A 17,430-nucleotide genomic window follows, 5' to 3' on the forward strand; every position below is an offset into this window, starting at 1 on the left:
ATTAAGAATAGATTCTACCACAAATAGTGGACAGGTAATAAGTCAGAGTAGAAATGTAGTATTTAACAATATTCCTAAGTTGGACATAAATAGTATAAGTAACTGGGGAGAAGCTAGAGGTAATACTTACATTGGTGGCTGGGCACTTAGTGGAGTTGGGATTAAGAATATAAATGTTAGTGTAGATGATACTATAGTGGGGCAAGCTACTTACGGTTATCCAACATCAGGTTTATCATCAAGAGTTGATTATCCTCAGAGAATGAATGCCGGATACGGTTATTGGTTAGACACAGTTAACTATACTAACGGAAATCATAGAATAGCCGTAACAGCTATTGCTAACGATAACTCATCATATAAATTAGAATATACATTAAATTTTCAAAATAATACATTAGTATATACTAAATATAATAATACTTTAGATAATTATTCGAAGATTGAAATGAAACCTAATGGTATGCCTCAGATATATGATACTAATCAGAAGATATGGAGAGATGCCCTCCAACCAGAAGTAGCATTTTATATGAATCCTGATAATTTTATTAATGATGATAATGCTAAATATATGTTCCTAAGGCTTGATTATTCAGATGGAATAAAGGCATGGCAATTAGATAATGTATTAAAAGGAAAAGGGATTTTAGAAGGTAAAGGACAAGTGTTCATAGATGCTGGAAGATTATCAAATGTTAATCCAATATATTTAGTATCACATGCTTTGTTAGAGACTGGGAATGGGACATCAGATTTGGCTACAGGAAAAATCATTGTTTCAAAGATGCATAACGTTTTTGGAGACATAAACTCAGGAACATATGATGTAGATTATAAGATGGTATACAATGTTTTTGGAATAGGAGCATTAGATGCAAACGCTAACCTATGGGGAGCTGAAAAGGCATACTCAGAAAAGTGGTTTACTATTGATGATGCAATAAGAGGTGGGGCTAAGTGGATAGGAGCATCCTATATAGCTAACTCTACTTACAATCAAAATACTTTATATAAAATGAGATGGGATTTTACAACCGATACCATGTGGCACCAATATGCTACTGATGTCCAATGGGCATATAAGCAAACTTTTAATATTAAAAAGCTTATTGACGATATGGATGATCCAATACTTCATTTTGACGTTCCAAGTTTCTCAAAGTAGTGTATAATGATAATAATAGCTTGCATTGCAAGCTGTTATTATTTTTTTTAGAAAACAGGATAGTTGGAGGTAGAGTAATGAAACTCTTAATAACAGGTGCAAAAGGTCAATTAGGAACTCAGATAATAAATATAATAAAGGCTGGAAAGTCAGAACTTGGAGCAATACCACAAGGTGTTGTAAGTGCAGATATTATAGGAATAGATGTAGATGAACTTGACATAACAAGCTTATCTGCTACAAGAACTTATCTAAAGGAAGTTAAGCCTGATGTGGTTATAAACTGTGCAGCTTATACTAATGTAGATGGCTGTGAAACTAATGAAGATATAGCTTTCAAGGTAAATGCTATAGGACCAAGAAATCTTGCAATAGTTTGTGAAGAATTAGATACAAAGCTAATACATATATCAACAGACTATGTATTCAGTGGTGTTGGTACTAAAGCCTTAAAAGAATATGATCTAACTGGACCTGTGAGCGTTTATGGAAAGACAAAGCTTGCAGGAGAAGAGTTTGTAAAACAGTTCTCAAGCAAATACTTTATAGTTAGAACGGCTTGGTTATACGGTTATAATGGCAAAAATTTTGTTTATACTATGATGAGATTAGGAAAAGACAAAGAATATATTAACGTAGTGAATGACCAAAGAGGTAATCCTACAAATGCTGAAGATTTAGCTCATCATCTACTTAAACTTGTAGAAACTGAAGAATATGGAACTTATCATTGTACTGGCACTGGTGAGTGTACTTGGTACGATTTTGCTAAGAAGATAATGGAGCTTTCAGCAATAGATTGCGAAGTTAGACCTTGTACTTCAGATGAATTCCCAAGCCCAACAAAGAGACCAGAATTTTCTTCTCTTGATAATATGATGCTTAGATGCACAGTTGGAGATGAAATGAGAAATTGGGAAGAGGCTCTTAAGGTATTTATAAACAATTTAAACAAATAAATCTAACTAATATAATAGACTTATTATAAAATTAGATTGCATAGAAACTCTAATAAGGCTAAAGACTAGGAAATAACTAGTTTTTAGCCTTTAAACTTAAGGGGAAATATAAAGATAGAACTTGTTCGTCTGTAAGTTTCCATATTTAAATCCAGAAGAGTAGATGCGTTAAAAAGTTTACTGAATAAGTTTGCTTAGATGACTTTATTATGGACAAGTACTAATGTCAAATATATAATAATGATAGTGTTATAATGAATAAAAAAGATTGTTAATGATTTATAATATAAACATAACATATAGTCACAATGATGTGTAGACACGTGAGAAAATAGTATTTGTTGAAATTAAAGTGTAAGAGAGGATTGAGAGTATGTTCTCAGTTGTTATAGCTAATTGGAATGGGGAAGCACTACTTGAAAAATGTCTTCAAAGTTTTGTTAATCAAAGCTTTAAAGAGTTTAAATTATACATAGTAGATAACGGATCAAAGGATTCATCAATAGATATAATTGATGGGTATAATGATGAGTTAGATATAGAACTTATAAAACTAGATAAGAACACAGGCTTTGCTTATGCTAACAATGTTGGTATGTTAAGAGCTTTTAATGATGATAATCCATATATCATAACTCTAAACAATGATTTGGAATTAGAGGAAAACTGCTTTAGAGTACTAAAGGAATTTATTGAAAACAATAAAGAATATGATGTTTTTCAGATAACAATGATTAATTATTATAATAGAAGTGTAACTGATGCTACTGGCTTATCCTTTAATAAAAGAAATTTTGTATCACAAATGGGATATGGGATGAGCATTAATGAAATTCCTAATATGCCCGTAGATATAGATGGTGCTTGTGCTGGTGCTGCAGTTTACTCTAAAACTGCTCTTAAGAAGGTTCAAGATAGAAATGGAATTTTTGATTCAAGGTTCTTTGCATACTTTGAAGATACGGATTTAGCTTTACGCCTTAAAAATGCAGGTTTTAAAACCGCATTAGTAAAGGCCGCAATAGTTTATCATATGCATTCTGCTACTGGTAAGAAGGATTCACCATTTAAAGAATATTATCTAACTAGAAATTTCTTTCTATATCAGAAAAAAAATAATAGTAATATAAAATATTATATGAATATGCCATTCTACACAAAGGCAATGATAGATAGGATTATTCAACTATCAAAGGCTAAAGAGTCTGATTGTGCTAAAGCAAGACTCAAAGGCATATTTGATTATCTACGTGGTGTTTAAATATTTATGAATTAGATAAATTGAGGCTGAAGGTTACATAATGTAACTTTCGGCTTTTTTAGATATGTCCTAGGAAAAATGTTATTTGTGAATGTTTGAAAGCATTAATATATAAGAAATTTTTAGATATATTTATTAATAAAGATGAAACATTTCACTTTGAAAATATAAATTTAATTATGAAGTGGTTCATCTATAGCAGGGGGATTCAAAGTATTAGGAATTGGTTAATTTTTCTTGTGAAGAAATATCCAAAAGCTACGATAAAATTTATGATGCGTAATTATAAGAGGCCAGAATCCTCTTTATCAGTATCAAAATTTTAGGGTTAAGCTGGAGGTGTTTATGAAAAGGATAATTTTATTTTTGGTACCACTGGTCATGTTCTTATTAGGTCTTAAAGTTATAGCAAAGGCTGATGAATTGCCGGGAATTAGGTACCAAAGCCATGTACAAAATGTTGGATGGCAGTCTTATGTATCGAATGGAAGTGATTCTGGTACTAGTGGCAGAGGGTTGAGAATGGAAGCAATTAAGATAGAACTAACAAATCCTACTGCAGATATGAAGCTCAAGTATCAGGCACATGTTCAAAACATTGGTTGGCAAAACTGGGTAGACGGTGGTCAGCTTGCAGGTACTTCTGGGCAGTCACTTAGGGTTGAAGCAGTAAAAATTCAACTAGACAATACTTCTGGATACTCAGTGCAGTATCAAGTTCACGTGGAGAACATTGGATGGACAAACTGGGTGAAAAATGGAGAGCTTGCAGGAACTACTGGAAGAGGGTTAAGAATTGAAGCTATTAGAATTAAGTTAGTTAAGAATAGTGATACTACTATTAATCCTACTACTCCTAATAGTAATAACACCAATACTAATACAAATAATAGCACTACTAGTACAACTCTAAAATACAGTGCACATATTCAAAATGTTGGCTGGCAGCAACAAAAGAATGAAGGTGAAGTTGCTGGATTACCAGGTCAAGGACTAAGAATCGAAAGCTTAAAATTAAATCTTGAAAATGCACCAAGTGATTTAGCGGTAGCATATCAGGCTAATGTGCAAAACATGGGGTGGACTAGCTGGGTACATAATGGCGAAGTTTCAGGAACAACTGGACAAGGGTTGAGAGTTGAAGGTGTTAGGATTAAGCTCGAAGGAAATGTTCAGGACTATCATATAATATATAAGACTTATGTAGAAGGAAGAGGCTGGCAAGGTTGGATTAAAGATGGTCAGATTTCTGGATACATAGGAAGAAATTTGAGAATTGAAGCGGTACAAGTGAAACTAGTAAAAACTAGTGAATTAGTAAACTATGTGAAACCTAAAGTTGCAATAGATATTGGACACAATACTGACTATGACTCTGGTGCAAAAGGAATAAGACAAGAAGATGAGTTAACTATGGAGGTCGGTACTAGAGTTATAAGTAAGTTGAAGGCTCTTGGTTATACTGTTATAGATACATTGCCTTCAAGTGCAACTAGCACTGATGACTCACTGACTCAGAGATCAGATTTTGCAAATAAAAATGAGGTAGAAAGATTTGTATGTATTCACTTCAATGTATTTGATGGTAGTGCATATGGGTCAGAGGTGTACTATCAAACTAATTCAGATGTATCTAAAAGCTTAGCTACTGCTATACTGAATAACCTAACAAGTTTAGGATTTACAAACAGAGGAGTTAAAACTGCAAATTATGCAGTTCTAAGAAATACCACTGCTCCTGCAGTTCTAATAGAAAGTTGCTTTATTGATAATGCATCAGATATGAGTAAATACGATCCGGAAAAGATAGCTAATGCTATAGTTAATGGATTAGTGAGTAATGTTAATTAGTTAATAAAAAAGTAACAATTTGTCGAAAATAAACACTATAAGGATAGTTATCTTTATAGTGTTTATTTTTTTGTAAAATGGTGAATAATATAGTTAGAATGCCAATTTTTGATGTTAAAATGTTTATTAATATATTTTAGTTGCATTTTTGTAGATTAATATGTAGAATATAATTGTAAATATTATATTAAATATTTAATGGTATTAAAGAAGTTATTATATTGAATAGTTAGTATAGTATTTAAGATTTCATATGCTGGATTTGGAGGGAGGATAAACTTTTGGGTGAATTAAAATTATATAGATGTACTATAATTGGGGAAAATGATAAGTACTTTATAGGAAAAGATGTTTTAGACAACAAATTATTAATTGCTAAAAATAACAACACAAGAAGATACAAAATAGGAACGAATGATTCATTTTATGCTTCTATAAAAAAAGAAGGGCTATTAGTGAAGAAAGATATATTATATCCTATAAGTTCAGCGGAATATGAAGAATTAGCATCAAATAATGGAGTTCATAGTATAGATGATGAGATAATAGAAAAGCTGAAAAGGATATAATTACATAGTGGTAATTTAAAGTTAGTTTTAACATAAAAAGAGTTGCTCTTGTTGGGAGCAACTCTTTTGGGTTATTCAAAGGCTATTTCTAATATTTTATATACATCTTCTCGCTCTAGTGTCTTTAGAGAACCTAGTACTCCTTGCTTAGCAACAGTATCAGCTATAAAATCTAAGTCTTTCTTTTCAACTCCAACTTCTTTTAGAGTTATTGGAGCTCCTATTTCTTTGTAGAAAGCTCTTAGAGATTCTATAGCTTTTAATCCCTTTTCTTCTCTAGTTCCTTCTGTTATGCCAAATATCTTTTCAGCAAATCTTTCAAATTTTTCAGGCCATGTACTGTGTACGTATTTCATCCAAGCAGGCATAACTATTGCAAGGCCTGAACCATGAGCTATATCATTGAATACGCTAACTCCGTGTTCAATTCCATGAGAAGACCAGTCACCTCTTCTGCCAACTCCATTTATTCCATTTAGTGCAAGAGTAGCTGACCACGCTAATTCACTTCTTGAATCATAGTTTGAAGGATCTTCTATTAAAATTCTTGTATGCTTAATAATAGTTCTTATGATACCCTCTGAAAGTTCATCTTCCATATCTGTATTTGAAGTGCCTCCAAAGTAAGCTTCGAATACATGACTTAAACCGTCTACAGCTCCATTAACTGTTTGAATAGTTGGAAGAGTTGCTTGAACTGATGGGTCAAGGATTGAAACCTTAGGGAAAAGTAGAAGAGAACCAAAGCCCCATTTCTTGCCTTCAGCTTCATTTGTTATAACTCCACCAGCATTCATTTCTGATCCTGTTGCTGAAATAGTAAGTATAGGGAATATAGGTAGAGCTTTAGTAATCTGAGCTTTTCCTTCAAAAAAGTCCCAAACGTCTCCGTCGTAGAAAGCCCCAGCTGCAATTGCCTTTGCAGAGTCTACAACGCTTCCTCCACCAACTGCAACTATACCTTCTAGATTATTATCCTTAACTATTTTAATAGCCTCATGGACTTTTGATAGTACAGGATTAGGCTTAACCCCTGAAACTTCAACAAAATCTATATTATGTTCTTTTAATGATGCAATTGCTGTATCATAAACACCATTTTTAAATATAGAGCCTTTTCCATATAAGAATAAGACTTTTTTAACTCCAAAGCTACTTACATGATTTCCGATAGTCTTAATAGTATCTTTACCGAAAACTAATTGAGTTGGGTTATAATAAGTAAAGTTTAACATTTTAAATTCTTCCTCCTTCAAGCCAATAGTGATATATCTATATTTTAGAGTATTAGGTATATAATGTACAATAGTGCCAATATAAAATTATGTAATTTTTATAGTAACTATAAATATGTTAGTATATAGATAAAAAATACTTGTTTTAATTGCAAGTTTCTATAGGGTATTTTAATATTTATAGATAATAAGTATTGGTTATGTTTAAGAATACTATATAAATTAATTGTTTGCGTAAGCTCATTAAAGCGTTGGATGAATAACCAATTAATTTCTACGCAGTACTTTAACAGAGCCTAATCATTTAATCAGTAAGCATAGAAATATAAATTTTTAAGTTTATTTCTAGTAGTTATTCACTAAAATGTGGTTAGGTAGTTTAAATAATATTTATTTGGATATATTTATAAGTGGAAAACAAGTAAGCTGTTTACATAGTTACTTGGTGACTAATTTTATACAAAATAAATTGTTATAATTTTACCAGTATGTTAAAATGTAAATGTTAAACTTATTGATTGGAGGGCATTAGTTATGAAAGTTAAAAAGGCCATAATTCCTGCTGCAGGACTTGGAACTAGATTTTTGCCAGCAACAAAAGCACAACCTAAGGAAATGCTTCCTATAGTTGATAAACCAACAATTCAGTATATAATTGAAGAGGCTATAGATTCAGGAATAGAAGAGATACTTATAATAACAGGAAGAAATAAAAAGTGTATAGAAGATCATTTTGATAAATCAGTTGAACTTGAGATGGAACTTGAGAAATCAGGGAAAAGTGAGCTTTTAGAGTTAGTTAGAGATATAAGCGACATGGTTGATATACATTATATAAGACAAAAAGAACCAAAGGGGCTTGGGCATGCAATTCATTGCGCTAAGGCTTTCGTCGGTAATGAGCCTTTTGCTGTTATGCTTGGTGATGATGTTGTTTACAACGATAAACAGCCATGCTTAAAGCAACTTATGGACTGCTACAGTGAGTATAATACTACAATATTAGGAGTTCAAGAAGTAGCTCACGAAAACGTTAATAAATATGGAATAGTAAACGGTATCCATATAGAAGATAGAGTTTACAAGGTAAAGGATTTAGTAGAGAAGCCATCAATTGATGAGGCTCCAAGTAATGTTGCTATTTTGGGTAGATACATAATAACTCCAGCAATATTTGATATACTAGACAACACAGCTCCAGGAAAAGGTGGAGAGATACAGTTAACTGATGCACTTAAAACTTTAATAAAGCAAGAAGCTATGTATGCTTATAACTTCGAAGGAAATAGATATGATGTTGGAGATAAGCTTGGATTTTTGCAAGCAACAGTTGAATATGCTTTAAGAAGAGATGATTTAAAGGATAGTTTTACACAGTATCTCAATTCAAGACCTTGGGATAATGCTTAAGTTATAATTACAATTTTAGAGTTCTTAGGTTGAAAATAGGAGATAGAAATTATGCTCCTATTTTTCCTTTTTACATATATAAAGTTCATACATCAACAATTAATTTATGTAGGCTAGGAAGCATAAGTACATAATTTTCAAACAAGTATAAATTAAAAATATACTTTCACAAAATTTTTACATAATTATCGCATATTTAAGCAACAAATTTAAAGTTATAATGAGTTTAATGTTTATATAGATGTACCAGTTCGAGCGAAATCTATTTTTAAAACTCTCACGGGCTCTGGTGAGAAAATTTTAAAAAATAAATTTTATCACTAAGTGGTACATCCATAAATATATTTTTTGTGGTGATGAAATGAAGGAATTATTAAGATTCATAAGATTTGGAATAGTAGGAGTTATGAACACTCTGATTACTATTATAGCATTTTGGATATTGGGTAAGTTCGGGATAAATTACATTTTGGCAAATACTCTTAGTTACCTTATAGGTGTAGTAAATAGCTATTTTTTAAATAGTAAGTGGGTATTTAAGGTGGATGCCAAGAACAGTGAAAGAAGTGTAAAATTCATAATTATTAATCTTATTGTATTAGCTATTAATAACTGTCTACTAATATTATTTGTAAGTAAGTTCGGCATAGATAAGCATATAGCGCAGATATTAGTTATCGGAATATGTATGATGCTAAATTACTTTTTAAATAAAAAATGGACATTTTCAGAGGAGGTAAAGAATGGATAAAAAACTTTCGGTTGTTATTCCTATGTATTTTGAAGAGGAAGTTGCTGGAGAATGTTATAAAAGAGTGACAGAAGTTATGAAAAACAATAATTATAACTATGAGCTTGTATTTGTTAATGATGGTTCTACAGATAGAACAATGCCAATACTTAAAGACATTGCAGACAATGACAAAAACGTAAAAATTATAAATTTTTCAAGAAACTTTGGACATCAAACTGCAGTAACCGCTGGTATGTTTTATGCCACAGGTGATGCAGTTGTAATAATAGATGCTGACCTTCAAGATCCCCCTGAATTAATAGTTGATATGGTTAATAAATGGAATGAGGGTTACGAAGTCGTATATGCAAAAAGAAGAAAAAGAGATGGGGAAACTTGGTTTAAGCTAATAACTGCAAAATACTTTTATAAGTTTTTAGCAAGCATGTCAGATATAGAAATCCCCAAAGATACTGGTGATTTTAGACTTATAGACAGAACTGTAGTAGAAGCTCTAAGAGAAATGCCAGAAAGAAATAGATTTGTAAGAGGTATGGTAAGTTGGGTTGGCTTCAATCAAACTTACATAGAATACAATAGGAACGAAAGATTTGCAGGAACTACAAAATATCCTTTAAAGAAAATGCTTAAGTTTGCATCAGATGGAATCGTTGCTTTTTCTTCAAGGCCACTAAGAGTTGTATCCTTAATTGGAGCTGCAACTATCTTCATATCTTTTATAATGCTTATATATTCAGTTATAGTTAAAATATTCGGATACAGAACACAACCAGGCTGGACATCTCTCATGGTGGTTATAACACTATTCAGTGGAGTACAATTACTATCCCTTGGAATTATAGGAGAATATATAGCTAGAATTTACGATGAAAGCAAGAATAGACCACTATATATAATTAAAGAAAAGATTAATTTTGAAGAAGAGAAATAGGCTTTTCTCAAAATAAAAAGTTCATGATTTTGTTGTGAGCTTTTTATTTTTTTATATATGAAAATAAAGTGCTTCTACAGGAAACTCATCAAAGCATCGGCTGTAGGAGCACTTTAATTTTAGTAATAGTATTATCTAGGGATGAATCCAATCTTCTTTTGCATTTTTCTTAGGTTCTTAGTAGCTAAATAATTAGCCTTTTCTGCACCCTTTTTATAGACTTCCTCAAGATAAGACTTATCAGCTAAAAGCTTCTTTACCTTTTCCTGAAGTGGGGAAAGTTCAGCAACTATTGTATCGGCAACATCGCTTTTAAGCTCTGCATAGCCTTTTCCTACATAGTCTGCAACAACTTCTTCAGGTTTCACGCCTTTTATGGCACATAATATATCAATAAGATTTTTTACTCCAGGTTGTTCGTCAGTATAGTTTACGACTCCGATGCCATCAGTAACAGCTCTGCTTACTTTCTTTCTTATAACTTCTGGTGGGTCTAGAAGTAAGATAAAGCTATTTTGATTTTCATCTGATTTAGACATCTTCTTTGTTGGCTCTTGAAGGCTCATTATTTTTGCACCTTCTTTAGCTATATAGCCTTCAGGTACAACAAAGGTTGGGCTGTAGGCATTATTGAATCTTTGAGCTAGATCTCTAGCTAATTCTAAATGCTGAGTTTGGTCCTTTCCAACAGGAACTAGATCTGTATTATATAAAAGTATGTCGGCAGCCATAAGAACTGGATAATTGAAAAGTCCAGCTACTATAGAGTCGCCCATTTTTTGCGATTTATCTTTATATTGAGTCATTCTTCCTAGTTCACCCATATATGAATTGCAATTTAAAAGCCATGCTGCTTCGCTGTGGGCTGGTACATGTGATTGTATGAAAAGAGTGTTTTTTTCAGGATCTATACCAGCAGCTATATATATTGCTAAAACTTCTAGGGTTCTTCTTCTAAGGTCTGCAGGTACTTGCTTAACAGTAATTGCATGCAAATCTACTACACAGAATAGACAGTCATATTGATCTTGAAGTTTAACCCAGTTTTTTATAGCTCCTAAATAATTCCCTATGGTCAATTCACCAGAAGGTTGAATACCACTAAATATTATTTTCTTTTTGTCTTCCATTCTTTGTTCCTCCTACTCGGTCATAAAGATGCATTACTTCAATCAGAAAACTATTTTTAAGTATTCTCATGGATTATGATGAGAATATTTAAAAATATAAGTCTTATTACGAAGTATTACATCCATAGACAACTTTTTTATAATGAAATGTAATTAACTACAGATTTTGATATAGTATAAATTATTAGTAATTAAAAAAGCCCTATGGATAAAAATCCATAGGGCGTATAAAACGCGGTGCCACCTATATTCAAGAGAAGTTTATTCTCTTCTTTAATTAAGATACAATAATATCCTATCTCTATAACGTGAGAACACGACTGAAACTACTTAATTATTTGTAATAATTTTTCGTCTAAGTATCTCGGAGATCCATTCAACTTAAACAACATTACTGTAATTTCACCATCTACAGCTCTCTGGCAATGTGAATTTAAGTTTACTATTTCTCTTCTTTGATTTTAGAATATAGAAGTAATAATTTATTACTTCTATAATATGACATATAAAACAAAGTGTCAACTCAGACTTTATTTTTTCTTCCAAAGATTAAGTTAACTATAAAGATTATTGCTGCAACTACAAGAAGAATGTTGATAAAGTAACCTCCTATTCGGAAGATTATTCCAAGTAACCAAAAGAATATTACTATACCACCAAGCCATCTTAGGAAAGCCATATAATCACCTCCTTTTTAGTACAGATGATTTTAAGAAATATTAAAATTCAAATTTGCTTATGAAATAATGTATCTTTATATCTTGATAGTAGTATTAGTAAAAATAAAATAATAATACATAAACTTTGTACCGGTACATTTGCAATAAGTTTAATTGTATTATATCATCCATTTATGGATTAATTATCATGTCATGTAAATACTGAAATTAAGTGATTATTCATCCAATGCTTTAATGAGCATACGCAAAGAATTAATGTGATTTTTTCGTATATAATCACTTAATTTTAAAAGTATTCTTAAACACAATCTAATTCTAATTACGCGTTTATATAATTTTTTATTAAAAAATAAAAAAAGGGGCTGGATATTATGGAAAATTTAAAAAACTTAAAGATTGTAGACTTAGTTCTAACTGGATTAATGATTGCACTAGTTTTTATAGCTGGGAATATAATTAAGATTCCTACTGCTGGTGGTTTTGTGCATCTAGGGGACTGTATGGTTTTTCTTTCAGCAGTTGTATTAGGTAAAAAGAGGGGAGCATTAGCTGCTGCTATAGGGATGGCTATGGTAGATATAAGTGGAGGATGGCTTATATGGGCACCATTTACTTTTATAATAAAGGCGGGCATGGCTTATATAGCTGGTTTTGTAATTGAAAAATTCAAGGGGACTTATACATCATATGTAGTAGGTTTTATTTTAGGTGGAATATTTATGATTTTTGGATACTTTTTAGCTGGTACAGTTATTGCAGCAGTTACATCAGGAAATGGATTTTCAACTGCTATAGTGGGAGGACTTGTATTTGCTGCTAAAGATATTGTGGGCAATGTACTTCAAGCGACCTCTGGGGTTGTCATAGCATTACCTTTGTCGGTGGCACTTGTGAAGAAAAGGAAAAGTGCTAGTATCTAATTGAAATCATATAGATAAACTACTTCATATTAGAATTTATCCTAGGAGTCTAATGATCGAAGGAGTTTATCAGTTCAGCGAAATAGATAATCTAGTGCTATCTAATAAAACTAAGCGATACTTCTGTTAACTATTAATGGTAATAGAATTATCAAATATATATTTTATTTGAAACTGGTACATCTATATAAATCAAGTAAAATGCCATTAATAGTTGAGCTAGGAACTCTATAAAACCATAATAAAGCCCAGTAATCCGAATAGGACTACTGGGCTTACTCAAAATCTCGAAAGATTAATTAGAATCTATCTCTTTGTTTTTGAGCTTTTCTTGCTTTTCTGCATTCTGGACATCTTACAGGATCATTTTCAAATCCCTTTTCTTTGTAGAATTCTTGTTCTCCAACTGTGAAAACAAATTCCTTTCCACAATCTCTACATAATATTTTCTTATCTTCCATTAAAAAAACCTCCTTTAAAACTCATAGGCTATTTTGGATATTTACTGCCATACCAGTCTTTAAAGGGTAGGTTAGTAAACAGAAAATTTCCTATAAAATTTTAATAATATTCACACCTATATTATAGCATATTTTAGGAGATTTTCAACTGGATTTTTTATTTAACTATTCTTCTTAAGCTTTAGTTTTCTTCTGTTTCCGTGAAAATGCTTAGCTCTATAAATACTAAAAAGTATCAACGGAAAAATCAAAAATATCACTAAATAAATGTATTGATCCATTTCTAAAATATCCATAAGTTTGAAAGCATTATTACCAATTAATAGTGAATAAATGTAAAGCAATATTGAAAGTATTGTTACAAAAAGTAATTTATTTTTTATATTGTTTCTAAATAACATTACAATGCCATTTATGGCCAAAATATATTTTACCATCAGTCCTATTACACACAAAATCAGAACTAATATTTGGCCATTTTCAATAAAGTTTCCGTATGATATTCTTTGCACTTGCCTAAAGGCAGGAAATAATATGTTTTTAGCTCTCATAGATCCCATACTTGCAATATGCCCAGTTATTGCAAAACACACCAAATCCACGGATAATAATACTCCTATAAAAAAGTGAAAAGTAAAACTTTTAGTTTTCTGTACATTTTTCAGTAAAGGGAATATTATTGCAACACAGCTAAAACCTCCTAAGAACTCTAATCCGCAGCGTATTTGGTCATAAAGTGAATTGTATTTAAACAAGGGGAATAAGTAGTCAAAGTGTTTATATCTATGTACTAAAACCTCTATTAAAACTACTGTTATTAGCACTATAGATGTTGCAATAAGTACTATGTTTAGTATACTGTTGAAATTCCTAGATGCAATATACACTGCTGGAACAATAAAAAACAACATTATATACCAAATGGGGCTTTCTATAAATAGATTTACATGTATGGAGCTAGCTTCTACTGCGGCACTTTCACCAGCGGATATGAATAAACCTACAGCAAACAGCCATATATAAACCTCACCAAATCTATCACCAATGGCCCCGTGGATGATCTCTCTAAAATTGAAAGTCTTTGCTTTAGTAAATGTATTTACAATGTATAGAATTAGAATTATAAATACAATTGATGAAATTATACCAATGAGCCAGGTATCTCTTCCCCCCACAGATATGAATATCGATGAAAAAATCTTCATGGACACTATCATAGAGCCGGCTATAAAAAGTATTAAATGTTTTGATGACAATCCTTCCAAAAAATTCACCTCTTTTAAAAATCCTATAATTACCTTAATTTATTATTCTCCAAAAAGTGAATATTAAACATTTTTAGTGAAGATAATATTTTTAGGTGATGATTATGAAAAATACAAAAGATTATGTTTCAGAAAAACTAAAGGATTCTTTTGACTTAAAGATTAGGGAGGTGGATACAGCACTCGGGAAAGCTACTGTAATATTTATAGATGATATGTGCTCTACAGTATTTGTGAGTCAATATATTGTTGCTCCTTTAATAAATGTTAAAGCAGGTATAAATTCTATAGATGATATGGCAAGTAAAGCCTTGGATATAAATATAGTAGGCTATGCCAAAAATGATGATGATGCTATACTTCACGTACTATCAGGTGATGTTATAGTATTGTTTGATAATTATGATGGAAAGATACTCTACTGTGAGGCTAAGGGTTTTATAAGAAGAGGTGTAAGTATACCGGTTGCGGAAGCGGTTCTAAAAGGACCTAGAGAAGGTTTTACAGAAGCTTTTGTGGATAATGTTGCACTGATAAGAAGAAGAATAAAAGATCCAGATTTGAAGTTTGAGCCTATATATGTTGGTAGTAAATCAAATACTGTAGTATGTCTTACATATTTGAAAGGTACAGCGCCTAAAAGTTTAGTTGATTATATAAGAAATCAGATAAATGAACTGGATTATGAGTTTATCTTAGATACAAACTACATAGAGAATAAGCTTAGAGAAAAAAATACTATTTTTGATACTGTAGGATACACTGAAAAGCCTGATACTGTAGTGGCAAAATTAATGGAGGGAAGAGTTGCAGTGTTAGTAGATGGAACTCCCTTTGTAATGACTGCACCATGCTTCTTTGTGGAAAACTTTCAAGCTCAAGATGATTATTATATAAATAGGTATTATGCTAATTTTACAAGATTCATGAGATGGCTTGCGTTTTTCTTTGCAGCATTTTTACCAGGGTTGTATTTAGCTATAGTAACTTATCATTTTGATGTGATACCTCCATCATTTGTCTTTAGACTAGCAGTATCTAGAGCAGGGGTGCCAATACCTACTGTGGTGGAAGTTGTGCTCATGATGATATTCTTTCAACTTATAAAAGAGGCAGGACTTAGGCTTCCTCAGCCTATAGGCACTGCAATGAGCATAGTAGCAGCACTTATATTAGGTGATGCTGCCGTTGGAGCAGGTATCGCTTCGAGAATAACAATACTAGTTGTAGCAATAAGTTCTTTGTCATATTTTCTTATTCCTAGAATATATGGAGCCATTACAGTGTGGTCGATGCTTTTGGTAATTATGGCTGCACTTTTGGGATTACCTGGTTTCTTTGTTGGTGTAATGTTGCTATTTGCTCATATATGCAATCTTAAGTCTTGTGGATATTATTATATGTTTCCTATAGGAACTTTAAAAAAATTAAAGCTAAAAGATATAGTATTTAGAGGACCTTTAGAAGATATTTCAAATGATTTTTTAGGTGAGGATGATACTAATGAAAAGATTAAATAAGATAGTTTCAGTTCTGTTGATTATATGTGTTTCAGCAGGGCTAACGGGTTGCTATAACTATAGGGATATTAATAGAGCTACATTTGTAACCAGTATAATTTATGATATCGATGAAAGTAAAAACACAATTTTGTATTTGGACTGTGTTATGCCTTACAGAAGTGCAAATGAAAGTTCTGAAAAAGGAAAAAGAATGGTCTTTAAGGGACAAGGAAAGACTGTTTTAGAAGCAATTAGAAACGCAAGTAATTTTTCGAGTTTTAAGCTCAATATGACCCAATGTAGAGCCTATATTTTCTCTGAAAGGGCAGCAAAAGAAGGTGTGGGACAATTTGTTGATATAATGGCGAGAGATCAAGAATTTCTTATAAGACCTTACGTTTTTGTTTTTTTTGGTCAGATTGAAGATCTTTATACTAAGGTAAAATCAGACGAAGAATATTTAGGGATTTTTCTAGATGAGCTAGTGTATAAAATGAAATCAAGTCCTAGAACCATTGCTACTAACCTAAACGATTATCTTACCAATAGAATTAATGGAGGAAATGTTGCAGTTTTAGGTGGAATAGAAATTGTTAAGGACATTATGGAAAACAGGGTTCAAATAAAAGGTGGAGCTATTCTTAAAAATGATAAGCTTGCTGCAAAGTTAAGTCTAGAAGAAGCACTTAGCTATAGTTTTTTAAGTAATAATGTTAAGAGTGGAACTCTTGAAATAAATAATCCCCAGAATCCTGATCAATTTATAACTCTTGAAATACTGAACTCAAAGACTAAAACGGATTTAAAATATGATGGTGAAAGAGTAAAATTATATAAAACTATAAATATAAGATGTGATTTAGCTGAATCTCAAGGAAGGCTAATAGTAGATAAGACTGTACGAGATTATATAAAAAGTGCAGAAGAGCAGAATGTGAAGAAGTATCTTAACATGGTATTTGATACTTATAAAGTACAAGATTTAGATGTATTTAAGGTTGGAAGATTACTTGAAGAGAAATATCCTAATGCAGATCTAAAAGGTGAACTTATGGAAAAAACTGATTTGATATTAAATGTAAATGTAAACTTAGAAGGGCCTAGTGTAAGAGAACATACATTTTAATGTCGCAATAAAGTAGCTATTGATTCCACAAATTTAGATGAATTAAAGAATTTACTTAACATGTAATAATTTAGGGGGCATGTGTATAAAAATGCCCCTGAAATTCTTGATGTAAGAAGGCACATAAGCTAAAATAACCATATAAAGAATAAACCCCCTAGGGGAATAATTTAATGGCAGAAGGTTATTTGATAAAATATCAAAGTTA

16 protein-coding genes and 1 other annotated feature are annotated in these 17,430 nt (G+C 31.5%); of the genes, 11 read left to right on the forward strand and 5 right to left on the reverse strand.

Annotation, left to right across the window (positions count from 1 at the left end; genetic code table 11):
- The 5 genes from OCU55_RS19330 to OCU55_RS19350 form a co-directional block, all read left to right on the forward strand.
- Nucleotides 1-1,168, forward strand: a 1,168-nt coding sequence (locus tag OCU55_RS19330; protein ID WP_261853932.1) for an N-acetylglucosaminidase, incomplete at its 5' end; no start/stop codon positions are given.
- 77 nt (nt 1,169-1,245) lie between these two features.
- On the forward strand, nt 1,246-2,127 hold the full coding sequence (rfbD, locus tag OCU55_RS19335; RefSeq protein WP_261853933.1) for a dTDP-4-dehydrorhamnose reductase: 882 nt from the start codon (nt 1,246-1,248) through the stop codon (nt 2,125-2,127).
- Nucleotides 2,128-2,500: 373 nt separating this feature from the next.
- Nucleotides 2,501-3,388, forward strand: coding sequence for a glycosyltransferase family 2 protein (locus OCU55_RS19340; RefSeq protein WP_261853934.1), 888 nt, complete (start codon nt 2,501-2,503; stop codon nt 3,386-3,388).
- Between the two features lie 345 nt (nt 3,389-3,733).
- Nucleotides 3,734-5,239: an N-acetylmuramoyl-L-alanine amidase gene (locus OCU55_RS19345; protein WP_261853935.1), complete on the forward strand. Its 1,506-nt coding sequence runs from the start codon at nt 3,734-3,736 to the stop codon at nt 5,237-5,239.
- Nucleotides 5,240-5,520: 281 nt separating this feature from the next.
- Nucleotides 5,521-5,808: a hypothetical protein gene (locus OCU55_RS19350; protein WP_261853936.1), complete on the forward strand. Its 288-nt coding sequence runs from the start codon at nt 5,521-5,523 to the stop codon at nt 5,806-5,808.
- A gap of 71 nt (nt 5,809-5,879) precedes the next feature.
- On the opposite strand, the gene OCU55_RS19355 is transcribed toward OCU55_RS19350, so the two are convergent.
- Nucleotides 5,880-7,043, reverse strand: a complete 1,164-nt coding sequence (locus OCU55_RS19355) for an iron-containing alcohol dehydrogenase (RefSeq protein ID WP_261853937.1) — start codon at nt 7,041-7,043, stop codon at nt 5,880-5,882.
- A gap of 534 nt (nt 7,044-7,577) precedes the next feature.
- Here OCU55_RS19355 and galU point away from each other — a divergent pair.
- The 3 genes from galU to OCU55_RS19370 all read left to right on the forward strand — a co-directional run bounded on the left by galU (nt 7,578) and on the right by OCU55_RS19370 (nt 10,138).
- Nucleotides 7,578-8,453, forward strand: coding sequence for a UTP--glucose-1-phosphate uridylyltransferase GalU (galU, locus tag OCU55_RS19360; protein WP_261853938.1), 876 nt, complete (start codon nt 7,578-7,580; stop codon nt 8,451-8,453).
- A gap of 361 nt (nt 8,454-8,814) precedes the next feature.
- A complete protein-coding gene (locus OCU55_RS19365; protein WP_261853939.1) occupies nt 8,815-9,204 on the forward strand; it encodes a GtrA family protein in 390 nt (129 codons plus the stop codon).
- Entirely contained in the window at nt 9,197-10,138 is a 942-nt protein-coding gene (locus tag OCU55_RS19370; RefSeq protein WP_261853940.1) for a glycosyltransferase family 2 protein, read from the forward strand. The genes OCU55_RS19365 and OCU55_RS19370 overlap by 8 nt, the downstream gene beginning before the upstream one ends.
- Nucleotides 10,139-10,269: 131 nt before the next feature.
- Here OCU55_RS19370 and trpS read toward each other — a convergent pair whose 3' ends face one another.
- A complete protein-coding gene (trpS, locus tag OCU55_RS19375; RefSeq protein WP_261853941.1) occupies nt 10,270-11,268 on the reverse strand; it encodes a tryptophan--tRNA ligase in 999 nt (332 codons plus the stop codon).
- A gap of 216 nt (nt 11,269-11,484) precedes the next feature.
- Nucleotides 11,485-11,733, reverse strand: a binding site (T-box leader).
- Between the two features lie 58 nt (nt 11,734-11,791).
- The gene (locus OCU55_RS19380) at nt 11,792-11,947 is read right to left on the reverse strand and encodes a lmo0937 family membrane protein (RefSeq protein ID WP_183275844.1); all 156 of its coding nucleotides are present in this window, start codon (nt 11,945-11,947) and stop codon (nt 11,792-11,794) included.
- A gap of 372 nt (nt 11,948-12,319) precedes the next feature.
- Here OCU55_RS19380 and OCU55_RS19385 point away from each other — a divergent pair, with 372 nt between their 5' ends.
- The gene (locus tag OCU55_RS19385) at nt 12,320-12,868 is read left to right on the forward strand and encodes an ECF transporter S component (protein ID WP_261853942.1); all 549 of its coding nucleotides are present in this window, start codon (nt 12,320-12,322) and stop codon (nt 12,866-12,868) included.
- 299 nt (nt 12,869-13,167) lie between these two features.
- On the opposite strand, the gene OCU55_RS19390 is transcribed toward OCU55_RS19385, so the two are convergent.
- Both OCU55_RS19390 and OCU55_RS19395 read right to left on the reverse strand, forming a co-directional pair.
- A complete protein-coding gene (locus OCU55_RS19390; RefSeq protein WP_261853943.1) occupies nt 13,168-13,329 on the reverse strand; it encodes a zinc-ribbon domain-containing protein in 162 nt (53 codons plus the stop codon).
- 161 nt (nt 13,330-13,490) lie between these two features.
- On the reverse strand, nt 13,491-14,594 hold the full coding sequence (locus OCU55_RS19395) for an endospore germination permease (RefSeq protein ID WP_261853944.1): 1,104 nt from the start codon (nt 14,592-14,594) through the stop codon (nt 13,491-13,493).
- A gap of 104 nt (nt 14,595-14,698) precedes the next feature.
- Between OCU55_RS19395 and OCU55_RS19400 the strand changes: the two genes are divergently transcribed.
- Together OCU55_RS19400 and OCU55_RS19405 are read left to right on the forward strand one after the other, a co-directional pair.
- Complete coding sequence (locus OCU55_RS19400; RefSeq protein WP_261853945.1) at nt 14,699-16,114, forward strand: spore germination protein; 1,416 nt, start codon at nt 14,699-14,701, stop codon at nt 16,112-16,114.
- Nucleotides 16,098-17,222: a Ger(x)C family spore germination protein gene (locus OCU55_RS19405; RefSeq protein ID WP_261853946.1), complete on the forward strand. Its 1,125-nt coding sequence runs from the start codon at nt 16,098-16,100 to the stop codon at nt 17,220-17,222. Before OCU55_RS19400 ends, OCU55_RS19405 begins: the two co-directional genes overlap by 17 nt.
- Nucleotides 17,223-17,430: the final 208 nt, after the last annotated feature.

The sequence above is a fragment of the Clostridium folliculivorans genome (assembly GCF_024341905.1).
GTDB classification, from domain to species: Bacteria; Bacillota; Clostridia; order Clostridiales; family Clostridiaceae; genus Clostridium_AR; species Clostridium_AR folliculivorans.